The sequence below is a fragment of the Streptomyces mirabilis genome, assembly GCF_018310535.1.
Classification (GTDB): domain Bacteria; phylum Actinomycetota; class Actinomycetes; order Streptomycetales; family Streptomycetaceae; genus Streptomyces.
Window position 1 is genome coordinate 16,861 of the sequence record NZ_CP074103.1, and the last position, 26,584, is coordinate 43,444.

Sequence of the window (26,584 nt, forward strand, 5' to 3'; positions counted from 1 at the left end):
CTGTAGCAGACGAAAGGCCCGTTTGCTCTCTGGAGGTGCCGCCGTGCTCCCGACTTCCCCCGTGCCCGCTCCGGCTGACGCCGCGGCGCCGCCCACCCTGCCCGCGGACGGTGGGCGATGACCACGACCGACCTCATCGACGGCGTCATCGGCTTCACCGGGGACCTTCCCGCTCACGCCGAACAGCTGGCGAACTCGGTGATGGCCAACGCCTGGTGGGTCGCCCTGGTCGCCCTGGTCGTCGGCGGTGTCGCTGCCGCGGTCCGCTGGGCCCTCTCCCGCGGCCCGATGTCCAAGCGAACGGCCCTGGAAGTGCTGCCGACCACAGGCTTCGACCCGAAGCCGGAAGAGGTCATCCGCTTCGGGCACCAGATGGCCCGCGCGCACAAGAGCGTGTCGCGCTGGCTCGTCACCTCGACCCGCACCAGCGCCCTCCGCGTCCGCTTCACCTGCTCCGACGGAGCGCTGTCCATGAGGGTCGAGGGCCCGGACCGAGCGATGTCGGTGCTGCGCCACCAGGGCTACGCCCAGGTCGAGATGAGGCCCGTGGAGGCCGACGGCCGTGCTGCACGCGAACAGCCGCAGATCCGGCTCGGCTCCTGACGCCCCGACGCACACCACAGACAGGTAGATCATGACCATCGCACCAGACCCGACCGTCGCACCGCCGGTCGATCTCGCCAAGCCGGATGCGGACGTCCGCGACACGCCGGCCACCCGGGAGATGCACTACGCCCGCGCGGAGCTGGCCCTGGCCCTTCCTGACCACCTCGCCCTGCGCGAAGTGCCGCTCACCCCGGACCCGCTCGAGGCCCTGGCGAACGCGGTCGCCGACGTCCGCGAGGATCTCGGCGAGAGCGCCGACGTCATGCTGGACCTCGTTCCCGTCGCCCCGAACCGGGTCGGCAGCCGCCGCCGGCGCCTGCTCGCCCAGGCCCGCCGCAACCCGTCCGACGGTCCGGCCATACCCGGCATGCCGCAACAGCGCACCAACCGGTTCGGCTTCGACCTCGGCGCCGTCATGTCCGAGATCGCCACCGAGATGAAGGGCAACCAGGGCGGCGGCGCCCGGCAGCGGCAGCACCACCAGCAGCAGCGCACCCACCGCGTCGCCGACATGAAGGCCGCGATGGGCAAGCTCGCCCCTGGCGCCGAGCCGGTCTTCTCCATGCAGCTGCTCGTCCGCACCTGCGCACGCGATGAGTACCGGGCCCGGATGCTGCTGGACCAGATCCTCGCCGCCCTGGAGCCGTGGTCCGGCGACAACCACCTCCGGCCCGTCGGCCTCCACCTCGGAGTCACCCGCGTCCGTTCGGACCACTGGTTCTACCGGAGCAAGTTCGACCGCCGCTTCGAGACCGGACTCTTCGTGCCGCGCCGGCACTCCTGGGTGACCGCCCAGGAGATCGCCGGCCTGCTCAAGCCGCCCACCAAGCACAACAACGCCCCCAACATCACCCGCTCGGGCGGGGTCGTGCCGCCCCCTCCGGCGGCCCTCCCGACGTGGACGGGACAGCAGGGCCTGCTCCCCCTCGGCTGGGTATCCAAGTCCGGCGGCGGCGAGCGCCTGGCCGGCGTCCCGCTGAAGTACCTGCTGTTCGCGTTGTTCCTCGGCAAGTCCGGCTTCGGCAAGACCGAGATGTCGCTGGTCCAGGCGATCGCCCTGGCTCACAACGGGTTCGGCGTGCTCTTCCTCGACCCACACGGCGACGGCTGGACCCGCGCGCGCCCGTACCTGGCGCACAAAGAACTGGCCGACCGGATCTGGGAAATCGACCTCACGTCCCCGGAGCTCGACAAGTTGGTCGGCTCCTGGAATCCGCTGTCCATGGAGCGCCGGCGCGAGTCGGAGATCCCCGACCTCGTCCAGTACATCGTCACCGGCTTCGCCGCGGCCCTGAACTGGAGCGACAGCGCCGGCCGAGCGAAGACCATCCTCACCAGGGCGGTCGAGTCCCTGGTCTACCTGTCGTGGCACGTCTGCCGCGCCGGGCGGCCCGAGCTGGCGCCCACCGTCTTCCAGATCCGTACGATCCTCACCGACGCGGTCTGGCGCACCAACGTGCTGCCTTACCTGCCCAAGGACATCCGGGACTTCTGGGAGAACGTCTTCCCGAGCTACAGCAAGGAAGCCGTACCGGTCGTCACCAACATCATCGAGCGCCTGTCGTCCAGCAACGCGATCAAGGCGTTCCTCGGGTCGAGCCGGTCGACGTACGACATCCGGCACGCCATGGACACCGGCAAGATCGTCTTCGTCTGCCCCGCTGGCACCGGCGACGTCGACCGCATCATCAGCTCCCTGCTGATCTACGACCTCTTCCGCGCCGGCCTCTCACGACGAGACACCCCGCCCGACCAGCGCCGCGACTTCTATACCTTCATCGACGAGCTGACCAGCGTGGACGGCGCGTCCAAGGGGACCCTCGCCCAGATCACCGAGCAGCTGCGCAAGTACAACGTGAAGTTGCTCGCCATGACGCAGATGGCGCAGCGGCTGAGCGCCACCACCAGGCAGGGTCTGCTGCAGAATCTGTCCATCCTCTCGACGACGGCGTCCGACGTCGACGAGGCGACGCTGGTCACCCGACGGTGGGGAAAGAAGGTCTCCCCCGACACGATCGTCCAGCTCAACCGGTACAACTACGTGATGTCGGTGACGCTCGACGGCGGTACGAGCGACCCGTTCCGTGTCCGCGGTGCCTCGGTGGAGGACCTGTACGGCGACTACTTCCGGCCGCAGAACGAGGAGCGGCTGGCACGGGCCATCGACGAGAACCTGCAGCGCCGCTCGGTGCGCGACATCCTCACCGACCTGCGCCGGCTGGACCTGAGGCTGCGCCGGTTCATCGTCACCCTCGATGTTCCGCCGGACGACGACGATCCCACCGGCGCCGATGTGCCGCCCGACGAGCCCGACTTCGACGAAGCCGCACCTGCGGACGACGAAGGCTCCGGTGGACCGACCGATGGCACGGTGTCCACCGGTGGGCCCGCCAAGCCTCGGGTCCACGACAGCGAAGGCACCCTAATCAGCGGCGAGCAGCCGGATCCGGCTGACGAGACCCCGAACAACGTGCACCCGATCAATCCCCACCAGAACCAGTCGAGGCTCGGATGAACATGCCCCTTGCCGAGTCGCCCGCGACGGCGGCGCCGACGCGCAGCTTTCACACGCTCGGCCGCGAAATCCTGGAACTGCTGTACCAGCACCGAGTGCTGTCCACCCCGCAACTGCATGTGCTGCTGACCCTGCCCGAGAAGCGGCCGGGCCGTCCCGTGTACCTGCGCTGGCAGCTCGGCGAGCTGCACCAGGCCGGGCTGGTCGACCGGATCCGGGCACACGGACCCGGCGGCCGCGGGCGCGTCCAGAGCCAGCCGTTCCTGTGGTTCCTCACCGAAGCCGGCGCCGCGTCGGTGGAGGAAGCCGGAGAGCTGCCCTCCCGGCCCTACCGGGTGTCGCCCGAGTCGGTCGCCGGGGCCCGTCAGGCGCACACGCTCGGCGTGAACGAGGTCGGGGTGGCCTTCGTCGAGTGGGCACGCCGCCTCGGCCACGAGTGCGGTCCGCTGGACTGGACCCCGGAGGTCGCCAACCGGATCCGTGACGGGCAGCGCCGCTTCGAGGACGACCACGTCATCAGCGACGCCGTCCTCAACTACGTGCATATGGAGCGCGGTGGCCGGCGCACGATGCTCAGCTTCTTCGTCGAGTTCGACCGCGCCACGATGACCTCCGCGCGGCTCGCCGCGAAGCTCCAGGCCTACGGCCGGCTGTACGAGTACGTCCCGCAAAGTGCGGACCGCACGCGACGGACCCCGAACGCGACGCGGCCGGCGTGGATGTACAACTACCCGGTCTTCCCCCGGGTCCTGGTGATTCTCGACGCGGCGCCGCCGAAGGCCGGGGAGCCGGACCGGCGCCCGCAGCGGCTGGCCGCGCGCACCGAGGACCTCTACACCCGCGCCGCGGCGGACGTCCGTCTCAGCCGGCTCAAGGGCGACATCCACATCGGCGTCACCACCCTGCAGCAACTCCAGGAGCACGGGCCGTTCGCCCCGATCTTCACCCCGCTGCTGAGCGGCACGCAGTCCGCCCGCCCCGCCCCTACCGACCTCTACCTCGCCACGAAGTGACCGGCCGCGCCCCGGCCCTGAAGGAAGCAGCACCATGACCAGTACCTCGCTCGAGGCTCCGCCCGACGGCGGGAGCATGATCCGGCTCACCGAGATCCTGCACCGCAGCGTCAAGCTGCGGCAGCGGCGGTTCGAGATGCTGCCGCTGCGCGGCCAGGGTGCACCCTTCACCGAGCCCCACGCCCGCAACCCCTCCGACTCCCTGCCTCCGTCCGAGCTCGCCGACCTCATCTCCTCCATGTCCGTCATCGGCCTCCTGGAGCCGGTCTTGGCCGAGGAGATCGTCGTCGACGGGAAGGCGCCGACGATCCGTCTGGTCACGGGGGAGCGCCGACTGCGTGCGATGCGCTGGGGCGCCGTCAACCGGCCGGACAACCCGCACTTCGAGGCCCTGCCCGCCGTGCTCTGCCCGGGTCCCTTGTCCGAAGAGGAGCGTCACATGTGGCGCTTCGTCGAAAATTTCGCGCGTGAGCCTCTTCGGCCCGGCGAGCAGGCCGCCGCCCTGCTGTACCAGCGGTGCGCCATCCTGGTCGGCAAGCTCCTCAAGGCCGGCAAGCCCGTGCCCCAGGAGGTCTACGCGATTCCCGACCCGGCAGAGCGGTTCCACGCTCTGGAGAAGATCCGCGGCACCGACAGTGCATGTGCCGCTCCCTGGAGCGAGGTGCTCGACCGGCTCGGGCTGCAACTCAACGAGCGCAAGGCCGGCGAGCTCGTGCGTGCGTTCCGCGCGCTGCCGCGTGACCTCACCGAGGAGATGGACGAGGCGGCGATCCGCCTGAACACGCGGATCAAGTTCGCCGAGCTCCGCAATGGCCGGGCACAGGCTGCCGAAGGCATTTGGGCCGCACTGAAGTCCTCGAAACGGCTCCACCTGCTGCCGACCGCCGTGAACGTCGGCTTGGAGGAGCCCGAGCTTGACCCAGAAGAGGTCATCACCGAAGCCGAGGAGCGTCAGGAAGCGGCGAACGCCGGCCGCCGGGCGAAGCTCACCCGGGTCCTGAGCAGCCCAGAAGCTCAGAAGGAATCCGAGGACGGCGAGGACGACGCCGCCCCGTCGGCAATCGGCCAGGAAGGGCCGGCCGAGGTCTCGGTGGCGGAGGGTACGGCGCAGCTGGCACCGGCGTCGGCGGCCGAGGCCGGCACGGCGGCGCTGTCAGCCGACGACGCCCCCAGCCGCCCGGCCGTGGAGACCGACACGATCCGCACCGCCCTGGACGGAATCCGCGGCCTGCTGGTCGAGGTCCGCGCCGGCAAGGAGATCGCGCGTTACGACCGCGGTTCCCTGCGTCTCGCCCTGCGCGAGCTCAGTACCCACCTCGACGACGCCCCCGCCGGCGAGACAGACCACGACGCGATGAACGAAGGAAGCGAAGCCGCATGACCAGTGTTTCCCTGCCCATCCCGACCGTCGGCGTTCCCCTGCCCGGCCGGGGATGCGACTGCAACAGCTGCGCCTTCTACGCCGGCCCGGACGGTCGGGGAGGCCCGGCCACCGTCGAGCCGCTGTGCACCGGCCAGAACTCGGACTGCCGGTTCTGCGGGTGCGCGGCGGCCGAAGCTGACGCTCCGGCGAACGCGTGCGTGACCCGGAAGTGCCCGATCCGGTGCGGGAGCCGGACCGACATAGCCGGGTGGATGGCCGACGTCGGCGGCACCCTGACCTTCGACGACATCACCGTCGACAGCACCCTGCCCGCCGGCTTGCCGTCCTTCATCCCCATGACTGACGGCAGCGCCATCACCAAGCTCGACACCAGCTTGAACTGGCCGGCCTACGGGGTCGGGCTGCGGCGCGTCTTCTCCCCGGACACCCACACGCTCTACAAGCGCTTCACCGAGCAGACCGCACGCCAGGCCCTCGCCCTCGGGGACCACCAAAAGGCCGTCCTGGTCGGCTACGGCGAGGACCCCCTCGTCGAGGCCTTCTGGACCCGCCGCGAACGCGACAGGCTCGTCGAGCGAATCGCTGAGCAGGAGTGGGACCTGGTGCTCTCGTGCAACTACAGCATCTACGGCGACTGGCCCCGCACCGAGCACCTGCTGAACATGCGCCGCAGCCTGATGCTCGCCCAGGAGTTCGCAGAGGCCGGCGTGAACGTCGTACCGAACGTGTACTGGTTCCGGCTGGAGGACCTCCAGCGCTACCTCGCCTGGATCGAGGACACCCAGCCGGCGGGCATCGCCATCAACGTGCAGACCGTCCGCGACAACGCCGACTGGGACAGCTGGGAGCGGCCCGGCCTGCACTGGCTTGCCGAGCATCTGCCCGAGGACATGCCGGTCTTCCTCACCGGCCTGTCCCGAGCCAACCGCATCGCCGAGATGGCCGAGATCTTCGGTCCCCGGTTGACCTTGATCTCCCAGAACCCGCATCAGTACGCCCTGCACGGCGCGATCATGACCCCCAACGGTCGCGAGGATGTCCACGCCCGAAGCGAGGACGCCTTCGCCGCCACGGTCCAGTACATGGCCTCGCTCCTGCCGAACCGCTGAAACTTCTTCGCCCGCACTGTCACACCGGCGGCTCCTCCCACACCTGTAGCAGGTGAAAGCACCTACGGGAGGAGCCTCCATGACGACCGACACCAACCACCCTGATGCCGAGACAGCGCAGACGCCGACGGCCGCTCCGGCCTGGCGGCTGTGGATCCTGCTCGTCTGGCACCCCGCGCTCGGCCTTCCGGTCGACCCCGTCGCCGTTCTCGGCCTCGACGAGGGCCAGCAGCAGGCCGCACCGGTCGTGCGCTGGGTCCCACTGGTCTACGAGGCGGCCGACCCCTGGCGAGAGCGCCTGAGCGCGCCCACCACCAGCCAGGACATCGAACGCTGGATCGCGCAGTCCGGCGGCGTGTGCGCGATCGAGCCCGCAGATGTTCCCGATGGCGCGCTTGACCTCACCCATGCCGCCGACCTCGTCCTGGATGAACTGCTCGCCGAGGTCATCCCTGCGCTTCCGCCGCGGGGTGACGGCTGATGGGTACGGGCAGCAAGTCCTCGCACGCCTCCTACGCCGTAGGGCCCACGACCGCGTCCGAGGCGGACGACGTGGTGGCGGAAGCGCCGGCGCAGCCCATGTCCGACGAGGAAGTCCAGGCCAAGGCCGACCTCCTGATGGCGATGAACCTCATGGAGGAGATCACCGACCCGCCGTTCGCCCTCGACCCCGAGGACGAAGTCCCGACGGACCCCGTCGAGCGGTACGACGCCTTCGTCGGTCAGGTCGAGCAGGCTCAGGAGGCCATCGAGAAGCTGAAGGAGGCGGGCGCTTCCGATGAGGAGATTGAGGCCCATACCAAGGCTCTGAAGGCGCAGACCCTCGCCTACCTGAACTCGCTCGACGAGGACGACCTGCGCGAGATTGCCGAGGCCAAAGGCTTCGAACACCCGGCGCTGGTGGGTTTGTCCGGCAAGGGCCAGCACCCGTTGGTTCACTGGCTCGACCCCGCGTACCCGGGCGACATCCCGTCCAAGGCGAAGATCCAGGCCGCCGCTCTCAACCGGTACAACGAGCTGCTCGCCGGCAAGACGGTCGGCGGAATGACGCTGGCTGACCTGCACGAGCTCGAGGGAACCGAGCCGCCCCTCAGCGGCGGCGCCTGGAAGGCCACGCCGGACGAGGTCGCGGCTTCCGCCCAGGCGGTGACCGCGTCGATCGATGCCTGGAACGAGGCGAAGAAGAGCTACGGGCCGCAGTCTCAGGAGCAGAGGGCTGAGGCCCTGCAGGCGATGCTGGCGGCCGAGCAGAAGGTGGCGTCGGCCGACTGTCCTGAGCTCGGCGAGGACCTGGCCAAGGCCAAGGCCGAGGCCAAGTTGGCGGTCGACGAGGCTCTCCAACACGCGTACCTGCCGCCGAAGGACCTCCAGCCTCTCGTGCAGCAGGCTCTCGCTTCGGGGCAACTGAGCGAGACCGAGGCGATGCACCTCGGTAGTCACGGGCTCGTGGCATTGATGCGGCCGAACACACCCGAAAGCCAGGTGGAGACGCTCAAGGCCCTGGCGGCCAAGAGGCAGGAGCAGCTGGCGGACCTCGACGCCGGCTACGCCGCCCACGTTGCGATGGCCCCCGGAGGCGACCAGCCGCTGAACCTGCCGTCGGCGGGCGACCCGGGCGCGCCGCAGGCGATCGCCGAGTGGGCGAAGAATGCCGGCGATGTCCGGAACATGCAGACGGACGTGAACAACTGGTACTCCCAAACCCAGCAAGGCGGCGCCAGCGACACCCCGTATGCCGAGCACCCGGCCCTCGGGCCGGGGAAGTATCTCCAGCCCAACGAGATCACCAGCGACTTCAAGGCGTGGGCCGCGAAGCAGAAGCTCGCCGACCTGCGCACCGTCGCGGCCGAGCTGGGGATGGACAACAACGGCAAGGCCACGCGGGCCCAGGTCCAGAACTACATCGCCGCGAGCTTCAACAAGAAGTACGACCAGCAGGCCATCAAGGACAAGGTCAACGCGGACGTCGCGAAGAAGGAAGCGGCCAAGACCGCCAAGTCGGCAGCCGCCGTGGCACCTTCGGCGAAGCCCGATGGGGGTCTGGCCTCGGATGAGGCGGTCCAGGCCGTGGCGAGCAAGCTGCCGAAGAACGGCGCGACCGCCACGCCCAAGCCGGCCGCGAACGCAGCGAAGCCGGCGAAGGCGCCGAAGCCGGGGTCGTTCAACGCGAACATCCAGGCGCTGATGGCCGAGGTGCAGCAGGCGAAGGCGACCAGTCAGGACGTCCCGGCCTACGTCGATCCCAAGGAGGTCGCCGGCTGGTCCTTCGGCGCGGGTACCAAGGTGTCGAATCTCGGCGGGACGTACGCCAAGACCGTCCATGCTGGCCCGGACGGCTCGCAGTGGATGTTCAAGGCCGACCACAACCACGGCGGTGCCCTGGGCCACACCGAGGCCGCCGCGTCCCAAGTCCTGTCGCTGGGCGGCGTGCCGGCAGTGCCGGTGTACCACCACAAGAAGGCCGACGGCACGGCCGGTTCCATCCAGCCGCTGCTCAAGGACGCCAAGCCGTTCACGTCCAGCCCGAGCCAGTGGACGCAGTCCCAGGTCGACGCGATCGTCCGGTCGCACGTGGGCTCCTGGTTCGTCGGCGAGCACGACGGTCACCAGGACAACTGGCTGGCCACGCCCTCGGGCGGCCTCGTGCAGATCGATCGCGGGCAGGCCTTCAAGCACTACGGCCTGGACAAGCTGTCGGTCGACTACGCCCCCAGCGGCGGAGGCGGCTTCACCCCGATCCACCAGAAGCTCTACCAAGCAGCCCTGGGAGGCGGCTTGGCCAAGGGCGTCAAGATCAGTCCTGCCGCCGCACACCCGGTGATCAAGAAGTTCGAGTCCATGCCGGATGCACAGCTGCGCTCGATCCTGCACTCCACCGCGCACGAGGGCGTCAAGGCCGGCGTGGCGTGGGTGCCGCAGATGCGCAGCAAGGCGGCCAAGGCGCTGAAAGTCCCGCAGTCCCAGGTCACGCACGCCCAGATCGCCACGGCGTTCCTGGACCACGCAGTCGAGAGGAAGAACAACTTGCGTCAGAACTTCGCCGACTTCTTCGTCAAGCAGATGGGTCTGCCTTCCGGCGCCTCCCTCAAGCACGGCGGTGGTAGCTGATGGGAACCGGATCCAAGTCGAGCCACCAGAGCTACGCGGTCAGCCCAACCGCGCTCGCCGAGGCACCCACAGCGCCGCCGGACATCACCGGAGCGCCGGATGCGGCCGAGGGGACCGACCTCACGGGCGCGGCCGCGGGAGGCACGGGCATCCCCGAGCTCGAGGAGCTGGAGCTATCTCAGCTGCTTGCCGAACCTGCTCCCCCTGCGGAAGCTCCCGCTGCCGAGGACGCTTCGGCGGAGCTCGACGCGCTGCTGGGCGCCGAACCCGCACCTGAGCCTGACGTGTCCGCTACCGGACCCGAGGAGGAACTCCAGGAGGCTTCGACCGAGCCCGAGGGCCTCGCGGCCGAGGGGGAGCTGCAGGGCAGTGGTGAGGAGGCGCCGGCGGAGGAGGCTGGACTGCTCCACGCCGACGACATCGAGGAGGTCCAGGAGGAAGAGGAGACGGACCCGCCGCTGACGCCGGTGCCGGCCGCGCCCCCCGTCGGCGAGCCGACCGGCACGCCGCTCCTCGTGGGCGGGGACGACTTCATCAACTCCGAAGCCACCCTGGTCGCCTACGACTCGCCGGACGGCCCGCGGGAGGTGCTGCTCACGCACATATCCGAGGAGGCCGAGGAGAAGCTCCTCGACGCGCTGAGCATCCCGGGCACCCACATGGAGGAGATCCAGGTCGAGGAGGAGGTCAAGGAGCGCCTCGACCTCGACAAGGAGAAGAAGCTGGCCGAGCTGACCAAGACCGCGATCAGCTCGGTGCAGCACAAGCTGAAGACCGGATCCGAGATGTCGGACGCGTCGATCGCCAAGCACCAGGCGGCCGTCGACGCGGTCTCCGCCGTCCTGAGCGACCCGTCGATCAGCGACGACGAGAAGGCCATGGCCCAGCACTACATGGACCAGCTGAACGTCGTGAAGGACAAGATCGACAACGGCGGGTCGGTCATGCCGTGGATGGATGCCTACGAGGTGACCGAGACCAAGATGGTCACCAAGCAGATACCGGTGCCCAACGGGGATCCGGAGCCCGGCACGCTCGCCGCGACGGTCCGCAAGGCCAGCCGGATCAAGGCGTCCCTCGACCCGGAGACGGGCCAGTCGTCCTGGGACGGCGTCACCCGCAGCTCCGCCAACGGCACCGAGTACGAGATCGACATGGGTGACGGCTGGACCGCCGTCTACCGCCCGTACAAGGACAACGACCCGAAGCACACGGAGTTCTCGCTGCGCGGGCAGCTCGAAGTCCACGCCCCGGCCGGCGCCGGCCACGGCAAGGACCTCGTGGAGCGCCTGGAGCAACTCCACCTGATGAACAAGCCGATGACCGCGGCCGAGGGTGAGTGGACGTACCTGTCGAACAACATCCAGGCGCAGGGGCTCGGTGGGGCCGCCGGCATGCAGGCGGCCATGGACACGGCTCAGGGACTTCAGGACCTTCAGGTTCAGGAGATCGTGCACCAGCGGATGGAGACCCTCATGGGCCTCGACAGCGGGGCCCTGCAGACTGCAATGAAGCGGATCCAGTTGGAGGCCGCCCACAAGGTGCTGCCGATGAAGGTTGAGGTCGTCCGGGACGCCGTGGCCAAGGCCTCCGGATTCTCGGACGGGGCCGCACTGGCGGCCAGCCCGGGCTACGAGCCGACACCGTCGACCTCCGGCAAGTGGCTGACGTGGTCTCGCTTCGACGTGACCGGGAAGCAGGCCGAGATCCAGGGGGCGTTCAAGGGGAGGTCCCTGACCCACGGGCTCCACGGCGGTGCGCTCGCCAGTCTCCTGGGAACCGGCGTACTGGCCTCCACGGAGAAGCGGGCCGTCATGGGCATCGGCGGCGGACTCGGCATGAGCGAGCAGGCCGACAAGATGACCGGCGGCGCCAACAGCGTGTTCCTGCGGGTCAAGAAGACTCCCAGCCAGCCGAGCGGCGGCATGCTGATCTGGGACGACCCGAGCGTGCTGATGCGACGCAGTGACTACTACGCCTACAACGGCGACCACTTCGGCGCCATCAACCCTGCGCACCACAACTACAACGAGAGCGCGATCACCCGCGACCCGATGAAGATCGCGAAATTCTCCGCCGCCGGCAACGAGGTCATGTTCAGGAACGGGCTCGACCTGTTCGGAGCGGAGGCGCCCAGCCGGATCGTGTGCCACACCGCCGCAGAGCGCACCACCATCCTCGCTTCCCTCGCCTCACGTGGCATCACCCACATGGGCGGGAAGGCCGTTGAGGATGTCCTGTGCACGACCGACGACTACAGCTGACAAGGAGCGATCGAATGACACAGCAGTGGCGACAGCGATTCTCGGACCTGGTCGCGGGCAACCACAGCCCCACGGGCGACCCAGTGGACGCCGGCGCGCGCCTGATCGTGTGGGACCCGGACGGGACGGAGGTCTTCCGCGCCGCCCTCGCCCGGCACCACCGGGTCGAGGACGAGGATGAGCCAGAGCAGGTTCTGTGGATCCGGCCGCTGGTCGGCGGCGAGGACAACGGCAGCGGCTACCTGTTCAATCTCAACGCCACCCGCCGGCGCTCCCTGACCTGCGCTCGCGGCACCCTTGTCGACGACGGGGTGGAGATAGACCTGACCAGTGGGCAGCGAGCACGCATCGAGCCGGCCGACGGCCCCGAGCTGGAGCAGCTGATCCACTGGGACGACTTCACCAACCGGCTCACCCCCGACGAGGACGCCGCGCTCAAGCGCCTGGACGCCGACTCATGGCACGGACGGTACGCATGAGGGTCCCAGCGCCGGCACCGAAGAGGCGGCGAGAGGGCGTGTTGGCATGATGGCCTCGAGGCCACGACGGCCACGCAGAGGAACCGCGAGGTCTCGCTGCGCCGGCCGCATGCCGAACAGCATCGACGCAAGATCCAGACCGCGCCCGAGAGGAGGAAGCACATGGCAGATCGAGCCCACCCGGTAACGGAGCAGCGGCACGCCGAACTGCGGAGCCCGCTGCCGGAGGACGAGCGGAACCTGCCTGTCGACGTGCATTGGCTTCGCCGGCGAGCGAAGAAGTTCGCCTCCGTCTCGCAGCGAGACTTCCACCTCGTCCTGGACCTCGCGGCGTACGCGTCGATCAGCGGCATGCCGTTCCTCTCGCACTACGCAGCCCAGGTGTATCTGGGCCCGAAGAGCGCGCGGCTGAAGGTGCCGTTGATGGCCGTCAACCTCCAGCTGGTGACGACGCGCGAGGAAGCGGACCGCGCGCTGGCTCACGAGACTATGCACCTGGTCGTTCCGTCGTACGGTCACAAGGCAGCCGCGTTCGCCCGGGCCCAGCTCCTGCTCGACCAGGTCGGACAGCTCACCGCCGCGCCGGCGTAGTCCGGCGTCCACCGGCCGGCCGCGCTGCTGCTCTCCCAGGGGCAGCAGCTGGTCGGCCGTCACTTCAAGCGATGCGTTGTGTATTCCTCTTTCAATATGTATCGTGGTGTGTGTCGGACGGGGAAGACCTCGCCGGCCGGAGCCGCAGTTCGCGGCCATCGACTCCAGCCCTGGTGACCCTGACACGCGCCAGCGTGCCGATCACGGGCCTGACCCTTCTCGGAGACCCCATGCCGAGCACCATGAAGAAGCCCTTCAACTACGTCGAGAACGCAGCCGTTACGGCCGCGGTGAAGCGCGCCCGGACCGGCCAGCCCGCTCAGATCGGCCCGGACCCGGCCCTCCACAGTCAGGACGCCGAACTGCACTGGGTGGAGGCGGTGCTGCGCCACCGCCTCTCGCTGCGCTCCCTCAACCGCCCGGTCAGCATCCGTGCCAAGGACGACGACATCCATCCGCTCGTCGCGGACGGCCAGCACTTCCCCGCGGTGGCGCTGTCCATCCCCTTCGCGGACAGGACGCTGACCTTCCTCGCGAGCTACGACGACCGCCGCCGCCTCGTCTTCGACCTCCTCGCCCCGTGCGAGCGGTGCGGCGCGCCGGTTCCCGCCGAGGAAATCAACTCCCTTGAGGACCTGGGCGACTACCTCCTCCAGGCCCGCGACACGCTCGGGGGATCCCCCCGCCTCCGTACCTCCCCCGCGCACGCCGCGGGCTGCCTCGCACGCGGCGACTGATCACGCTCCCCCCTTGCCCACTGGCGCCCCCGGCTGATGCAGCCGGGGGCGCCCTGCATGAAGCGACACCTCACCATGACGACAGCAATACCCGGCCCCTCCGCCGCCAAAGAACCTGTGCAGCACGAGCCGGACCCCCAGCCCACCCCTGACGCACACGGCCCCTTCGGCCGGGTCGTCGACGTCCGCAAAGACGCCCCGACTTCGGCGTCACCGGCGTGGGTGACGTGGCTGCTGTTCATGGTCCCGCTGTGCATCGCCGAGTTCCGGGACCTCCCGGAGTTCGAGATTGCGCGCGTCTCGGCGCGAGCCGCCGACCTGATCGCCAGCCACGGCGACGACGCGCAGTACGGCGGCCACCACCAGCGCAGTGCGCGCACCGCCATCGCCAAAGGACTCGCCGTGCTCGCGAGAGCCGACGGCGGCGTGACCGCGCTGGGAATCCACGCGTGCGTCCGCCCCCATGTCGGCTGCCCCGGCATTTCACCCACCCACTCCTCCCCTTCGAAGCACGAGGAACGAGATGTCTGAGAACAACACGACCGGCAGCACCAAGCCCAAGCGGCTCCTCACCCAGAACTCGGACCTGAGGAGGATCGGCGTATTCAACTGGACGCTTCCGGCTTTTGTGATCGAAATGCCTGACGGCAGTCATTTCAACGTCTGCCCCCAGGCGGGCGTGTGCGCCCAGTTGTGCTACGCCCGGGTCGGCACGTACCGGTTCAAGAATGTCCGCGCAGCTCACATTCGAAATCTTCTCCTCTGCCGGGACGCCCCTGAAGAGTTCGAGAGGCGAATGACGGAAGAACTCAGCCATAAGCGATACGCCGGAAAATGGATTCGCTTGCATGATTCAGGCGAGTTCTTTTCCGATGAATACCTCCTCACCTGGACGCGCATCATGAGGAATTCGCCGGGAGTTCGTTTTTACTGCTACACCAAGGAAATCAGCCGCTTTCGTCGGCTGGTTGTGGACGATGCACCCGAAAATTTCCTCTGGTGCTGGAGCCTGGGCGGGAAGGAGGATCACCTCATCGACCTGAAGACCGAGCGGCACGCGGATGTTTTCCCGACCGTGGAGGCGCTGATCGCCGCCGACTACACCGACCAGACCGAATCCGACCTCCTTTCCGTTCTCAGCGAGTCCCCTCTTGTGGGAATCCCGGCCAATCGGATCCCGCACCTTCTCAAGAAGCAAGGGCAGGAGACATTCGGCAGCCTTCAGCGGGCGCGCGACAAGAAGCTCCGCGCGAAGAACTCGGGCACGGACCAGGACTTTGCCCTCGCGCACTGACCGCTCACGTGGGGGTGCCTTCGGGGAGGGGCGGATCACCGCCTCTCCCCGAAGGCACCCCCACGGGCACTGACGTTGCCTATTAGCCAAACGTGATGTACTTTAGCGCCTGCCCCTGCACGATCGAGGGCGCCGGCGCGGAGAGGAGCCGGCGATGCCGGTCACAGCTCAAGCTCGTTCCACCCAGGCCCCCACCCTCGGGGCTACGACTACGGCCTGCGGGTTCACTGCCGGTCCGACAAGGAGTTTCAGTGATTCCCGCCGACGCCGATGAACTTGTGACCTCGCAGGACATCGCGACCAAGTACAAGGTCAACGAAGCCAACGTGGCCTACTGGGTCACGCTCGAGGGCTTTCCGGAGGGATGGCCGTCCGGTCCCGGGCGAACCCTGGTCCGCGACGCTGCGCTGGTGGACGACTGGCTGCGCGAGAACCTCCCGGTCTACTGGGCGCAGGGGCAGGACTCGGACAACCCGTACGGCCTGCCCGAGGGCGGTCCGAAGGACCTGGTGAAGCTGTCGGACATCGCCGCCTGGGAGGGCAAGGCCCTCGGGCGGAAGGAACCGGTGCCCGAGGTCACCCTGCGGACGTATATCTCCCGGAAGAAGATGCCGGGGCCCGACCGCAAGCCGGGGGACGGGGAGCGGCCGGAGGTGACGGAACGCATGTGGTTCCGCGAGACGGCATACGAGTTCGTGAACCGGCCTCGTCGCATGCGCCGCCAGAAGACGTCCGAGGAGCCGGCGGTCGCTGAACAGGCCCCTGCAGCCGCCGGCGAGAGCTCGGAACGTGCTTCCACCGCGCGGACGGGGTACGTCGATGCCCAAGCCATCGCGAGCACGTACAGCGTGAGCGGTCAGACGGCCAGGGGGTGGACCCGCGTTGAGGGGTTCCCCGAGGCCGGCGAGAACGGCTACAGCGCGGCCGAGGTGGACGAGTGGGTCCGGCACAACCGCCGGCGGTCCTGGACCGCGGCCCAGCGTCGTACGGAACTGACGGGTCAGGCGTGGCCCGAGACGCCGGCAGCCGACTCCTCTGCCGACGTCCAGGTCGAGCCGGCGCCGGCGGATGAGGCGGTGTCCGAAGCCCGCGGTGAGCAGACGGAATTGACCGCGGAGATGATCGGCCCGCGGTATGGCGTCTCCGAGCGCACCGGGCTGCAGTGGATCAGCGTCAAGGAGAAGCGAGACGGCAAGAAGGTCATCCGCCGGGCCTTCCCGACGCCCCTGCGCACCCGTCCGCGCACGTATGCCGCGCACGCGGTCGACGTGTGGGTGAAGGAGCACCGCCCACACGTATGGGCGGCCGCCAAGGGCACCGGGCCGGCATTGGTCAACCCGCTGCCTGAGGGCGACCCCCTGGACCTGCTGGACATCTACGACTTCGCCGAGGTGCTGGGCATGGCCACCCGCGGCGAACCCCTCGCGCGCGAGACCATCCACGCCTACCACGCCCGCGGGCAAGTCCCGTTCGCCGACCGGACGGCCGGGGACGGCGGAAAGCCCCGGGTCCTTCAAGACCACTGGTACCGCAGGACCGTCTACGACTTCGTCCTCAGCCGCAGGGGGTCCGGCAACTTCGACGCCAGGGCATAGAGGGTGCGCGAGGCACGGCCGGGGGCCGGCGGGAAGCCGCCGGCCCCCATGGCGCGCGCTCGACCGGGCTCCGGGCCGCGCCGCAAGCGCGTCGCCCTGCCAGGCGATCGGCCTGTCACAAGTCCGGTCCCGGCGGGGGCCACGGGCTGCGCAGATGGCCCGGAAACGCGGAGCCCGTCGGCCATGTGGCCGACGGGCTCCGGGTGCATCTGCATCTGGTCGCTGTGTCTGTCCTAGCGGGGCGCTGACGAGCTGACGGCGCACCGAGAGGGGCGCGGTCTCCGCCGGAGACCGCGCCCCTGGTTTCAGCGGTGCCACGCACCGTGCCGGAATCAACCGCGCTTGCGGAAGAAGAGGCTACGGCGGGTGCGGGGCTGCGGCTGGTACGGCGGCTGCCCTGCCAGTTCGTAGACGGCGTCGTGGAGCTGCGGGTGCGCCAGGAGGGTCCAGTGCTTGCCCAGGACCGTCCAGACTTCCGTCAGGGCGGTGTGCGGGTCCGTTCCCAAGAGCGTGCTGTAGGCCGCCGCCACGGCGGGGGTGCGTGAGCGGCCCGCGACACAGTGGAGGAAGACGCGCTTCCCTTCCTTCCGGAGCCGAAGGACCTGGCGGGCCGCCTGGTCAAGGGCGTAGTGGAGGTTGGGGTTCGCGCCCTCCTTGTCGACAAGCCAGACGCGGACATGCTCAGCGTCGATCCGGGAGAAGACCGGGTCCTGCCCGATGCGGCACAGGGAGACGACGGCGTCGACCGGCGGGGTGCCGGTGAACTCGGTCATTGGGAGGTTGCCGAGGATGACCCCGGAGTCCTCCGGGTGAGCCACCGTGAAGGCCGCACCCGCATAGCCGGGAATCTTGACGCGCGGGGCCGAAGGCCAGCCGTCGCTGTCGTCGTCACCCTTGCGGGCGGTCAGGACGGCCAGACGGACGAGGTCGGGGCCGGACATCATCGGCCAGCCGTTCACCGCCCGCTGCCAGTCGAGCGGGATGGCAGAAACGCCCCAGCGCGCCCCGAGAAGGGTGCCTGCGATCGCGGCCACGGTGTCGGTGTCGTTGCCCGCGCGGACAGCCGCCTCGGTGGCGAGCTGGAAGTGCTGGGCGGGGAACGAGTCGCGCTCCGGCGCCAGGTCGGGGACGGGCGTGCGGGTGATGGCGGACCACGCGGCCTGGAGAGCGGTGACCACGTACCCGTTCCGCTCCCAGTGGTGCGGCGGGTTCGCCTCGGCCTCGTCCAGCCTCGCGTGCCAGATCTCCTGCCGGTCTGCGGGAAGGAGCGCTACACCCTGGCGGACGCCGTCGAAGGTGCCTTCGAGTACGGCGATGCGGACGCCGGAGCACCACAGGATGCACGCCTCGGCGCACTCGGGGTCGGAGTGCGTGAGGGAGCTGATCATGGTGGCTGCCCTGACCATTCCCTCGACGTCGTCCAGGTAGGCGAGGGCGACGATGCCGGTCCGCATGAGGGAGCCGTTACCCGCGCTGAACCGGGTGCGCGCGGTGTAGGCGTCGGCTGCCGCCAGCATGGCCTGTGCGGGTGTCCCCGTCTTGTGGGCCTTCGCGGCGCCGAGCACGCTGCGGGTCTGGTTCCCGATGTCGCTCGCGCCGCCGTCACGCCACCGGTGGAAGTTGCGGGCGATCTGGTCGAGCGCCCCGTCGCTGGTCAGGTCGGCGCCGGTGGCGGCGACTGCGGCGATGCACACGTGCATCTGCGTGTCGTCGGAGTACTCGCCCGGCTTGTACGGGCCCAGGCCGCCGCCGATCATGGCGGGCTGCTCGTCGGCGGTCAGTCGGCGGCCGAACTCGTAGGGCACGCCCAACGCGTCTCCGCACGCGGCTCCGAGAAGGACGCCGGCTGCGCGGTCGGTGGCGTGGATGCTGAGCGGGTGAGACGCCGGGATCGGGGTGGCGGCGGTGGAGGCAACGAGCTTCGTGTTCACGGGTGTTCTCCCGAGGTCATGTACCGCGTGGATGGTCTGAGGAAGGCGGTAGCGGGGAGCGCGGCATCAACTCGCCTGGCGCTCCAACCCGCTGTCGCTACGTCAGAGTGACACGGCCCCACCTCTCTCGTCAACATGACGATTAGCGTTGCGTGTTATTTTTTTCATGTGTACTGTAGTTGTTGTCGGAGGCGCTCATGCCACTCCGTACGACGCGCCCCGCTTCCATTCGCGGGCCCCATGCCAGCGCCCCCCGCCTGGCGCCCAAATCCCTTTACATGCATAGGAGTTCAGCCATGAACAAGGCCCAGCTCGTCGAAGCGGTCGCAGAGAAGATGGGCAGCCGCCAGCAGGCCGCCGACGCCGTCGACCATGTGCTCGATGCCATCCTCCGCGCCGTTGTCGCCGGAGAGCGCGTCTCCGTCACCGGATTCGGGGCATTCGAGAAGGTCGACCGCCCGGCCCGGTACGCCCGCAACCCGCAGACGGGTGAGCGGGTGCGGGTCAAGAAGACCTCCGTTCCCCGATTCCGCCCGGGGCAGGGCTTCAAGGACCTCGTCAGCGGCGCGAAGAAGCTGCCCAAGGGCAGCGAGGTGGCCGTGAAGAAGGCCCCGAAGGGCAGCCTCACCGGCGGCGCCGCCTCCGCCGCCACGGCGAAAAAGGCGGCTGCCAAGAAGGCCGCGCCGAAGAAGCCCGCCAAGGCCATGAAGTCGCTCGCCTGATCCCCATCGCCGGACCCCCGTCCCTCTGGCGTTTCCATCTCGACGGCCGGGCGCTGCTGCGCCCGGCCGAATCGGAGAGACCCCCTGATGACCTACCTCGTGATTGACGGCGCCCGCGTCGTCTCTGCTCACCGAACTCTGGCCTCCGCCCGCTCAGGGGAGGCGCAGGGGCTCGGGCACAGCACCGAACCCGGCCCATCGGTCGGCGGCGTACCGGCCTGGTGGGCAAGGCCGCAACAGGGCGGCGCGCTGGCGGAGCTCGGCATCCTTCGTACTGCCGCGACCGAGCTCGGTTTCCGCTTCGAGCTGCGCGCCTGCCAGGCGCCGGCCGGTTCCTGCACCCACCGGCCGTGCGCCACATACGCCACCTGGGCTGTCAGCCGCCGGTACGGACTCCTGAGCGAGCTGGCCGCGTTCGTGCCCCTGTCCTGGATCTGGGTCGGCCAGCGTAGCGACGACCCCCGCGGTGACGCGCCGCAGTTCCTCACCGAGGGCCGGGCCCTCGTCGACCGTCTGGCGGCAGACATGCGGCAGCCTCTGCGCGCCGTCGAACAACTGCCGGATGACACCCGGACTCTGGCGGAGCGAGCCCAGTCCGCCCACGCCCGTGCCGTCACGTTTCTGGCGCGGCACTTCGGCCCCGACTCCGAAGCCGGGGGCGTCGTGGTCCGCCCGGTCCTTCACGGCCAGGACCTGCATCTGAGGCTGGACCCGTCAACTCCGGCGGACCTGGCCGTCTGCGGCACAGCGTTGCCAGGCCGCCGAGGGGATGCCACCGGCGCCGAACTGGGCGCACATCCCTGTGACCGGTGCTTCGGGCGCGCCCCCATCGTCCCGTCCCCCGTGCTCGGCGCCGCCGAGTACGAGGCGTGGATCGCGTACATCCACCAGCCCGGCTCGTGACCGGCGAATCAGGGAGGAGTCACCTCGTGTCCGAGGCTCCAGCCACCGTCCTTGCCAGCTCGTCCAAACAGCTGGCGCTTCGCCTGCTCCGCCGCAGGCCCTTCGGCGCCGGCTACCTGACGCAGGTGATCGACCTCGCCATTCGGGAGGTGATCCCCAGCCAGTTCGACGAACCCGACGAGCGGGAAGCGGCCGTGGTCCACCAGCGGCTGACCCGCTACGCCGCGAACGGGCAGCCCGGCTCCACCGAGCTGGCCCGCGCCATGCTGGCCGTCAGGCACGCCCTGGACCTCGTGCGGCACGGGCACTACCGGGCCTCCGCCGTTCCCGAGAGCGGACCCGACACGACCGTCTCCGCGGAACAGCTGCTCGAACTGGTCACCGAAGTCGGCCGGGACCGAGTGCTCGCGGCGCAGGGGGGAGCCCTGGTCGTCATGGCGGAGAACGAGGAGGCCAGCACCGTCTACCGACCGGTGTCCGCCGCCCAGGCCCATGCCCTGCGAAGGGCCGCGCGCAGCGCGAAGGAGGAGGCGATCCGCCTCCACGAGGGTGCTGTTGAGGTGCTGCGCCCGCATGTGCGCATGGCTGACTGGAGCGAGGACGACGGGTATGGAGTCGCCGTCGACGTGGTGCGCCACGGCGTATCGGTGCAGTGGTGGCCGGCTGCGGTGCCGGAGTCCCAGGCGCTGTGGGAGCAGGGAGGAATCCGCGCGCTGTGCGTGGCGCTGCTGACGGCCCGGTTCGCCGTGTCATGCGGCGATGAGGGAACACCCCACCCCATTGTGTTGTGTATTTAGGTTTCAATGTGTAGTGTGTGAGTGTCTGGTCGATCGGCCGCCCTCTCCTTCACAACCCGTACGTCGGCTTGCGCCGGCCTTGTGAGGGCGGCTGTCAGGCCGCTGCACCGCTGCGCGGCGAATCCCGCAGCCCTTCAACTCACCGCCCGGGCCACGAGCGCCCGCCTCGAACTGGGAGACCGCCATGGTCCTGAGCAGCCCCCAACCGCGCCGGACGCCGCCCCTCGACTCGCTCAGGGAGCTGGTGCCGGGCGCCGAGCTCGTCAAGGTCCGCGCCAACCCGAACAACTGGAGCCAGGCCGAGCTTCTCGCCGCCTACACGTGGCCGCAGCACCAGGGCGAGCGCTTGGTCTCCTTCGGCAACGGCAACTACTCGGACGACGCGCACCACACCGCGCTGACGATCGGAGAGTTCCTCGACCAGTACCGGCAGCTCCCGGTCGTCCGATTGCTCCAGGCCAGCGACTCCGCCTACACCTTCCTGGTCGAGCTCGCCCGCCCCTCCTGGGAGCTCGCCGGTGGTGGTCCGCAGTGAGCGTCCCGGCGATTCCCGCGGCGTGCGCGCACCGTCCCACCCGTGGCGGCCTGGTCGTCCCGTACGTCTCGTTCGAGCACAACGGCCTGCCGGTCTTCGGCGGGCTTCACCCGGGTAGGCGCGCTCGGGCCTTCGAGAACAGCCTGTGTCAGATCTGCGAACGGCCGCTGGAGCGGTGGTTCTACGTGCTGCTCCGCCCGCAGGACGTGAGCGTCGGGTACGCGCCGGAACCGGCACTCCACCCGCCGTGCCTGATGTATGCGGAGAAGGCGTGCCCCATGCTCAACGGCACCAGCGCCACCTACCGTCCGGGCGGCGTCATCGCCCGGCATCCGGCGGGCCGTCCGTGCGACGACCCGGCGTGTTCCTGCCCCGTCACGGCCCCCACCGCGGAATCCCAGGTGCGTGCTGGGCGCAAGGCCGACGACTGGGACGCGTGGATGCTCTCGGCGGACCAGTACGCGCTGCGCCGGGATGACCGCGGCGGTGCCGTGGGCATTCAGCTTCCTTCCGACCCGAAGCGCATCCGCCGCGTTCGGGCGTCCCCCGAGCGAAAGCGCGCCCTCGCCCTGGTGGCGGCGCTTCAGGCGCTCGGCATCTAGCACTCCCACTTCTACGCCCGGCGGGCCCGCCCGTGGCCGCCGGGCTCTGCCACCTACGAGGATGACCATGCTCGCTGAACGCTTCCGCCCCTCTGACATTGAGAAACTGGTGCGCATCGCCGGCGCCCTGGCCCACTCACCGGCCGTCGCCGAACTGCCGTCGCCGTACCGTGAACTTGCCCGGCGCGTTCACGCTGAGATCGTCGCCGAGGCCGGCGGCCGTCGGTCCCCGGCCGTCTCCGCCTTCCTGGCGCCTCGCCCGGGCGAGCAGGTGTGGATGCTGCGCATCTGGACGCGACACGAGGACTCCACGGCGCCGTACGCCACGAGGGGCGCTGCCCTCGATGAGCTCGCCACGCACGTGCGCAGCAACTGGGCCAACGTGGGCGGCCAGGGCGACGTGCCCGATGAGCCTCCGGCCAACGACGTGGAGGCGATCGACCTCTACTACGGTGCCGACGGCGACGCGGTGCCGGATCAGGGCTTCGAGCTGTACTCGGAGGAGATCGGACGGCCGCACCGCTCTCGGATTGTTCCCCTGAACTTCGCCTTCCCCGACGCCGTGACGGCCGATGGCCTCAATCGCGGCGCGGTCTTCTACGCCGCCGATGACGACGGACCGTCGTGCATCGAGGTGGCCGGTGTGCTCGTCTTCGGCTACGTGGACGCCGAGGACGGTGTCGTGCGGGTCTCGGTCCACCTCGACAGCGCCGACCCCGAGCACGTCGTTCGGCCGGACGGGACCGTACCGCTGCGCGTCGTCGTCGAGGACACCGTCGTCCTCGACGACCACAGTCACCACCACGCCCCGCACCCCACCGTGTTGGAGCAGCTCCTGGACGCTGCCGACCTGGAGCAGAGGGCCGTGATCTCCTCGGTGGCGGTCTCGGCGGGGCTGATGTGGAGCTGTCCGGACTGCCGGTGGCCCAACCCGCGGGCGACGGAGGAGTGCGAGCGCTCCGGCTGCGGACTCAAGGTCAAGGCGGCGGCGATCGGTGCGCAGGCGGCAGCGCTCTCCGCGGTGCCGACTCTCGCGCTGGAGGGCCCGCGATGAGCGTCAAAGCCAAGTCCTACCCGCCAGCGCCCCAGCACCTCCGTGCCGCATGTGCCCATCCATCGGGGCACCTCACGTCACACGGCAGCCGTACCACGCTCCAGGTCTACCTGGACGACGGCCTGGTCTACCGCAACGACGGCGACGATTTCCGGCTGCCGGCGGAGTTGGCGCAGGCGCAGGGCGTCGGACCGTACTTCATCACCGGCGCCGGGCGGCGGGCGATCCTGAACGAATCCCAGCTGGCGGCCATCGACTCCGCGGACGAGGACGGCGCGCTGCGGGACGTCAGCTGGCCAACCGCCGCCGCCCTCACCCGTCTCGCGCTCGTCGAGTACCGGGACGCCGACGGCACCCCGCAGCCCACCGACGGCGACGACGGCCGTACCGGCCCGAAGCACCGGCCCTTCCTCACCCCCGCGGGCGTCGACGCCGCACGCGCCGCGAAGTCCCAGCCCTGATCCCCCTCTCCTTCGGCGGGCGCGGCCCTCCCAGGCCGCACCCGCCCCTCCCCCACAGGTACACCCATGACTTCCCTCGCCCTGTTCGCACCCGACCTCGACAAGGCCGGCCCCGCAGCGTCGTCCTCCGGCGTGCCGGCCCCGGCCGAGGTCGCCTCCGCCGACGCTCTGGAATCCTTCCGGGCGACGAAGCACAAGTCGCTCAACTTCGGTCTCGGCGTCGACTCGACGGCGCTGGCCCTGGCGATCATCAACGAACCGGCCGCCTTCGGGGTCGCCACGGACTTCTCCGACTTCTCGATCGTGACGGCGATGACCGGCTTCGAGTTTCCCGACACGATCTCCGACGTCGAGAACCACGTCCTGCCGCTGCTGCGGGAGAAGGGCATCCGGTACACGCAGGTCGCGCGCGCCGGCCACCTGGAGTCCGCCGGCGTCCAGGTCCTCTCCGACACCACGAATCCCGGCAAGGTCTTCGACCGCGGCCAGTGGACCCTCATGGACGAGCTGGAGGCCAACGGCACCGTTCCGCAGTACGCGGGCGGGCACAAGTGCGCGCAGAAGTTCAAGGCCTTCGCCATTGATGATCTTCAACTGCGGGAGGCCGGCGGCCAGACGGTCGGCAAGTTGTTCGGCTACAACGCCGACGAGCGCAAGCGCGCGGTCAAGGCCAACAAAGCCCAGGCCGAGCGCAATGAAAGGGCCGGCCGCCAGACCTTCGCTCTGGACTACCCGCTGCTCCGGCTCGGTTGGGGCCGCAAGGACGTGCAGGGCTACGTCAAGGACCGCCTCGGGATCGACATGTCCAAGTCATATTGTCCTGTTTGTCCTTTCTCTGGGGTGTGCTCGCCGCAGCCGGACCACCTGAAGCGGCTGCGGAAGTACCCCGACTTCGCGGCGCGCGTGCTGCGCCTGGAGTACCTGTCGATGGCCCTGAACGACAACAGCTCCCTCTACAAGGACGACACCTTGTTCCGGCGGGTCACCGACGACCAGAACACCGAGGCCCTCGGCCAGTTCGACGCCCGGCTCGACGAGGAGCCCTGGGCGGTCTACCGGGTGCAGCGCGTCTACACCGCCGGCCGACGGCCCGAGTGCAAGACCGATCACGGCGACCGATGCGCCAAACCCGAATGCCGCGACAACGGCATCAAGGGCACCGTCTACCGGTCGGTGAAAACCGTCCGCACCGGCAGCCGAACCGAAGCCGGCACCTTCCTGACCACCGCGGCCACGGCGCTGAACCGCCCGGTCGAGCACTCCACGGACGCCCACGGCGCCGGCATCGCCCGCGTGCGCACCCGCGTCCGCCCGGACTCCAAGACGTACGGGACGGCCGAGGACTTCTACGTGACCGCCCCCGCCGGCGTGCAGGACAAGGCCCGCCCTGCCTTCGCCGAGGTCTGGGCCGCGATGACCGACAGCCAGTAGCACCCGACCCCTGCGAGGAAAGATGACCACCCGCACGCTGCCACCGGGCGCCTACGACAAGCTCACCGCCACGGTCACGCGCGACACCGGTGACCGGCGCACGGCCGCCCTGTGGATCCACGCCGCGGCCCTCGTCCGGCACGCCCACGACCACGTCCTGGCCTCGGCCGACGACCGCCCTCCGGGCCCGGACGGCCTGCTGAAATCCCTGGAGAGCCTCGCCAACTGCCACCCCGCGCTCGTCCCGCTCTTCGATCCGGCCGTATTGCCGCTGTGGGAGCAGCCGCTCGGCGCGGCCGCCTGGGCTGCCATCGAGGAGTTCTGGGACCGGCACCCCGCTCTGGAAGGTGAGCACCGCGTGGACGGCTACGCGCTCGGCGACACCTACCAGCTGCTGTCCGAGGAGGCCCGCAAGGGGCGCGCCCTGTGCCAGACGCCGCCCTGGGTCGCCCGTCTTCTGCTGCGGCTGTCGCTGGAGCCGGCGATGGAGGAGTGGGGGCCGGCCGATGTCCGGATGATCGACCCTGCCTGCGGGACCGGGCACATCGCCGTCGCCGCGTTCCACATGGTCCGCGTCCCGCCGGTCCGCGGACGCCGGCCCGCTCCGGTCGGGCATGGGCCGCGGGCCGTCGAGCGGGCGCTCGCTGCGGTGTCGGGTGTGGACCTCGACGCGTACGCCGCCGTGCTGACCGCCTACCGGCTCCTGGCGGGTTCGGCGCACGTCCTCGGTGTGAGCCTGGACCGCGTCCCGGCGTCGTGGCCCGTCAACGTGGCCGCCGCCGACTCCCTGCTGGACCGCACCGAGCCCCTGCTGGCCGCCGGCGCCTACCACGCGTGCGTGGCCAACCCGCCGTACATCACCCCGAAGGACCCCACCGTCCGCGACCAGGTCCGCGCCGCGTACCCGCAGGTGGCAGCCGGCAAGTACTCGCTGGCCCTGCCCTTCACCGCGCTGATGCTCGAGCACCTGGCCGTCCCGGGCGGCTTCGTGGCGCAGCTGACCGCGAACTCGTTCATGAAGCGAGAGTTCGGCAGGCGGTACGTCACCGAGTTCCTGCCCCGCTTCGACGCGCGCTGGATCATCGACACATCCGGGGCCTACATCCCGGGCCACGGAACCCCCACCTGCATCCTCGTCCACCGGGCCCGGCCGCCGGTCGGCGACACGGTCACGGTGATCCGGGGCAACCGTGGAGAGCCCCACGTTCCGGAGGACCCCGCACGGGGGTTGGTCTGGAGCGCGATCGAGGACGCGGTCGACAGCCGGCTGGCCTGGGACCGATTCCAAGCGGGGGCGGAGCTCGCACGGCGTGGTCGGGACACTCTTTAGATCGTTGCGTATTCGCATTTCAATGTGTATTGTTTCTCTCGGATCGGGCCAACGCCCCACCACACCAACCCACTTGACGAGCGCAGCTCTAGGCTTCGCGCCGTCCCAGTGCATCCGGGGACT

At 69.7% G+C, this 26,584-nt stretch carries 23 protein-coding genes and 1 pseudogene; 23 read left to right on the forward strand and 1 reads right to left on the reverse strand.

Annotated features, from left to right (window positions below; all coding sequences use genetic code 11):
* Positions 1–117 precede the first annotated feature (117 nt).
* The 14 genes from SMIR_RS40615 (at position 118) to SMIR_RS40680 (ending at position 16,695) form a co-directional block, all read left to right on the forward strand.
* Entirely contained in the window at positions 118–603 is a 486-nt protein-coding gene (locus tag SMIR_RS40615; protein ID WP_212728528.1) for a hypothetical protein, read from the forward strand.
* Between the two features lie 31 nt (positions 604–634).
* Entirely contained in the window at positions 635–3,121 is a 2,487-nt protein-coding gene (locus SMIR_RS40620) for a type IV secretory system conjugative DNA transfer family protein (RefSeq protein ID WP_212728529.1), read from the forward strand.
* A complete protein-coding gene (locus SMIR_RS40625; RefSeq protein ID WP_249938670.1) occupies positions 3,118–4,134 on the forward strand; it encodes a replication-relaxation family protein in 1,017 nt (338 codons plus the stop codon). Before SMIR_RS40620 ends, SMIR_RS40625 begins: the two co-directional genes overlap by 4 nt.
* 34 nt (positions 4,135–4,168) lie before the next feature.
* Positions 4,169–5,515 (forward strand): ParB/RepB/Spo0J family partition protein, encoded by a 1,347-nt coding sequence (locus SMIR_RS40630; RefSeq protein ID WP_212728530.1) that lies wholly within the window; start codon positions 4,169–4,171, stop codon positions 5,513–5,515.
* A complete protein-coding gene (locus tag SMIR_RS40635) occupies positions 5,512–6,627 on the forward strand; it encodes a DUF4417 domain-containing protein (protein ID WP_212728531.1) in 1,116 nt (371 codons plus the stop codon). Before SMIR_RS40630 ends, SMIR_RS40635 begins: the two co-directional genes overlap by 4 nt.
* A 79-nt stretch (positions 6,628–6,706) precedes the next feature.
* A complete protein-coding gene (locus tag SMIR_RS40640) occupies positions 6,707–7,108 on the forward strand; it encodes a hypothetical protein (RefSeq protein WP_212728532.1) in 402 nt (133 codons plus the stop codon).
* Entirely contained in the window at positions 7,108–9,735 is a 2,628-nt protein-coding gene (locus SMIR_RS40645; protein ID WP_212728533.1) for a hypothetical protein, read from the forward strand. The genes SMIR_RS40640 and SMIR_RS40645 overlap by 1 nt, the downstream gene beginning before the upstream one ends.
* Positions 9,735–11,999 carry a hypothetical protein gene (locus SMIR_RS40650; RefSeq protein ID WP_212728534.1) on the forward strand — a complete coding sequence of 755 codons (2,265 nt, stop codon included), beginning with the start codon at positions 9,735–9,737 and terminating at the stop codon, positions 11,997–11,999. The genes SMIR_RS40645 and SMIR_RS40650 overlap by 1 nt, the downstream gene beginning before the upstream one ends.
* Before the next feature lie 14 nt (positions 12,000–12,013).
* The gene (locus SMIR_RS40655; protein ID WP_212728535.1) at positions 12,014–12,478 is read left to right on the forward strand and encodes a hypothetical protein; all 465 of its coding nucleotides are present in this window, start codon (positions 12,014–12,016) and stop codon (positions 12,476–12,478) included.
* A 162-nt stretch (positions 12,479–12,640) separates the two neighbouring features.
* A complete protein-coding gene (locus SMIR_RS40660; RefSeq protein WP_212728536.1) occupies positions 12,641–13,069 on the forward strand; it encodes a hypothetical protein in 429 nt (142 codons plus the stop codon).
* A gap of 230 nt (positions 13,070–13,299) precedes the next feature.
* Positions 13,300–13,806 (forward strand): hypothetical protein, encoded by a 507-nt coding sequence (locus tag SMIR_RS40665; protein ID WP_190149015.1) that lies wholly within the window; start codon positions 13,300–13,302, stop codon positions 13,804–13,806.
* 75 nt (positions 13,807–13,881) lie between these two features.
* Positions 13,882–14,337 carry a hypothetical protein gene (locus tag SMIR_RS40670; protein ID WP_249938671.1) on the forward strand — a complete coding sequence of 152 codons (456 nt, stop codon included), beginning with the start codon at positions 13,882–13,884 and terminating at the stop codon, positions 14,335–14,337.
* Positions 14,330–15,100 carry a GP88 family protein gene (locus SMIR_RS40675; RefSeq protein WP_024127001.1) on the forward strand — a complete coding sequence of 257 codons (771 nt, stop codon included), beginning with the start codon at positions 14,330–14,332 and terminating at the stop codon, positions 15,098–15,100. Before SMIR_RS40670 ends, SMIR_RS40675 begins: the two co-directional genes overlap by 8 nt.
* Positions 15,101–15,351: 251 nt before the next feature.
* Complete coding sequence (locus tag SMIR_RS40680; RefSeq protein ID WP_212728538.1) at positions 15,352–16,695, forward strand: hypothetical protein; 1,344 nt, start codon at positions 15,352–15,354, stop codon at positions 16,693–16,695.
* A 332-nt stretch (positions 16,696–17,027) separates the two neighbouring features.
* Here SMIR_RS40680 and SMIR_RS40685 read toward each other — a convergent pair whose 3' ends face one another.
* Positions 17,028–18,626 (reverse strand): ADP-ribosylglycohydrolase family protein, encoded by a 1,599-nt coding sequence (locus SMIR_RS40685; protein WP_249938672.1) that lies wholly within the window; start codon positions 18,624–18,626, stop codon positions 17,028–17,030.
* Between the two features lie 296 nt (positions 18,627–18,922).
* Here SMIR_RS40685 and SMIR_RS40690 point away from each other — a divergent pair.
* From SMIR_RS40690 to SMIR_RS40725, 9 genes and pseudogenes are all read left to right on the forward strand, one after another.
* Positions 18,923–19,345, forward strand: a pseudogene (locus SMIR_RS40690) (HU family DNA-binding protein); the annotation flags it as partial.
* A gap of 90 nt (positions 19,346–19,435) precedes the next feature.
* The gene (locus SMIR_RS40695; RefSeq protein ID WP_212728539.1) at positions 19,436–20,251 is read left to right on the forward strand and encodes a hypothetical protein; all 816 of its coding nucleotides are present in this window, start codon (positions 19,436–19,438) and stop codon (positions 20,249–20,251) included.
* A 26-nt stretch (positions 20,252–20,277) separates the two neighbouring features.
* Positions 20,278–21,048, forward strand: a complete 771-nt coding sequence (locus SMIR_RS40700; RefSeq protein WP_212728540.1) for a hypothetical protein — start codon at positions 20,278–20,280, stop codon at positions 21,046–21,048.
* Between the two features lie 184 nt (positions 21,049–21,232).
* Complete coding sequence (locus SMIR_RS40705; protein WP_212728541.1) at positions 21,233–21,583, forward strand: hypothetical protein; 351 nt, start codon at positions 21,233–21,235, stop codon at positions 21,581–21,583.
* A complete protein-coding gene (locus SMIR_RS40710; RefSeq protein ID WP_212728542.1) occupies positions 21,580–22,185 on the forward strand; it encodes a hypothetical protein in 606 nt (201 codons plus the stop codon). Before SMIR_RS40705 ends, SMIR_RS40710 begins: the two co-directional genes overlap by 4 nt.
* 67 nt (positions 22,186–22,252) lie before the next feature.
* Positions 22,253–23,239 (forward strand): hypothetical protein, encoded by a 987-nt coding sequence (locus SMIR_RS44110; RefSeq protein ID WP_024127009.1) that lies wholly within the window; start codon positions 22,253–22,255, stop codon positions 23,237–23,239.
* Positions 23,236–23,700: a hypothetical protein gene (locus tag SMIR_RS40715; protein WP_249938673.1), complete on the forward strand. Its 465-nt coding sequence runs from the start codon at positions 23,236–23,238 to the stop codon at positions 23,698–23,700. The genes SMIR_RS44110 and SMIR_RS40715 overlap by 4 nt, the downstream gene beginning before the upstream one ends.
* A 66-nt stretch (positions 23,701–23,766) precedes the next feature.
* A complete protein-coding gene (locus tag SMIR_RS40720; protein ID WP_249938674.1) occupies positions 23,767–25,131 on the forward strand; it encodes a hypothetical protein in 1,365 nt (454 codons plus the stop codon).
* A gap of 22 nt (positions 25,132–25,153) precedes the next feature.
* Positions 25,154–26,461 carry an Eco57I restriction-modification methylase domain-containing protein gene (locus tag SMIR_RS40725; protein ID WP_212728544.1) on the forward strand — a complete coding sequence of 436 codons (1,308 nt, stop codon included), beginning with the start codon at positions 25,154–25,156 and terminating at the stop codon, positions 26,459–26,461.
* The last annotated feature ends 123 nt before the right edge of the window (positions 26,462–26,584 follow it).

Excerpts from the sequence above, each read along its gene's own strand:
- SMIR_RS40615 (WP_212728528.1), top strand. The coding sequence starts at position 118 with ATGACCACGACCGACCTCATCGACGGCGTCATCGGCTTCACCGGGGAC.
- SMIR_RS40620 (WP_212728529.1), top strand. The coding sequence starts at position 635 with ATGACCATCGCACCAGACCCGACCGTCGCACCGCCGGTCGATCTCGCC.
- SMIR_RS40625 (WP_249938670.1), top strand. The coding sequence starts at position 3,118 with ATGAACATGCCCCTTGCCGAGTCGCCCGCGACGGCGGCGCCGACGCGC.
- SMIR_RS40630 (WP_212728530.1), top strand. The coding sequence starts at position 4,169 with ATGACCAGTACCTCGCTCGAGGCTCCGCCCGACGGCGGGAGCATGATC.
- SMIR_RS40635 (WP_212728531.1), top strand. The coding sequence starts at position 5,512 with ATGACCAGTGTTTCCCTGCCCATCCCGACCGTCGGCGTTCCCCTGCCC.
- SMIR_RS40640 (WP_212728532.1), top strand. The coding sequence starts at position 6,707 with ATGACGACCGACACCAACCACCCTGATGCCGAGACAGCGCAGACGCCG.
- SMIR_RS40645 (WP_212728533.1), top strand. The coding sequence starts at position 7,108 with ATGGGTACGGGCAGCAAGTCCTCGCACGCCTCCTACGCCGTAGGGCCC.
- SMIR_RS40650 (WP_212728534.1), top strand. The coding sequence starts at position 9,735 with ATGGGAACCGGATCCAAGTCGAGCCACCAGAGCTACGCGGTCAGCCCA.
- SMIR_RS40655 (WP_212728535.1), top strand. The coding sequence starts at position 12,014 with ATGACACAGCAGTGGCGACAGCGATTCTCGGACCTGGTCGCGGGCAAC.
- SMIR_RS40660 (WP_212728536.1), top strand. The coding sequence starts at position 12,641 with ATGGCAGATCGAGCCCACCCGGTAACGGAGCAGCGGCACGCCGAACTG.
- SMIR_RS40665 (WP_190149015.1), top strand. The coding sequence starts at position 13,300 with ATGCCGAGCACCATGAAGAAGCCCTTCAACTACGTCGAGAACGCAGCC.
- SMIR_RS40670 (WP_249938671.1), top strand. The coding sequence starts at position 13,882 with ATGACGACAGCAATACCCGGCCCCTCCGCCGCCAAAGAACCTGTGCAG.
- SMIR_RS40675 (WP_024127001.1), top strand. The coding sequence starts at position 14,330 with ATGTCTGAGAACAACACGACCGGCAGCACCAAGCCCAAGCGGCTCCTC.
- SMIR_RS40695 (WP_212728539.1), top strand. The coding sequence starts at position 19,436 with ATGACCTACCTCGTGATTGACGGCGCCCGCGTCGTCTCTGCTCACCGA.
- SMIR_RS40705 (WP_212728541.1), top strand. The coding sequence starts at position 21,233 with ATGGTCCTGAGCAGCCCCCAACCGCGCCGGACGCCGCCCCTCGACTCG.
- SMIR_RS44110 (WP_024127009.1), top strand. The coding sequence starts at position 22,253 with ATGCTCGCTGAACGCTTCCGCCCCTCTGACATTGAGAAACTGGTGCGC.
- SMIR_RS40715 (WP_249938673.1), top strand. The coding sequence starts at position 23,236 with ATGAGCGTCAAAGCCAAGTCCTACCCGCCAGCGCCCCAGCACCTCCGT.
- SMIR_RS40720 (WP_249938674.1), top strand. The coding sequence starts at position 23,767 with ATGACTTCCCTCGCCCTGTTCGCACCCGACCTCGACAAGGCCGGCCCC.
- SMIR_RS40725 (WP_212728544.1), top strand. The coding sequence starts at position 25,154 with ATGACCACCCGCACGCTGCCACCGGGCGCCTACGACAAGCTCACCGCC.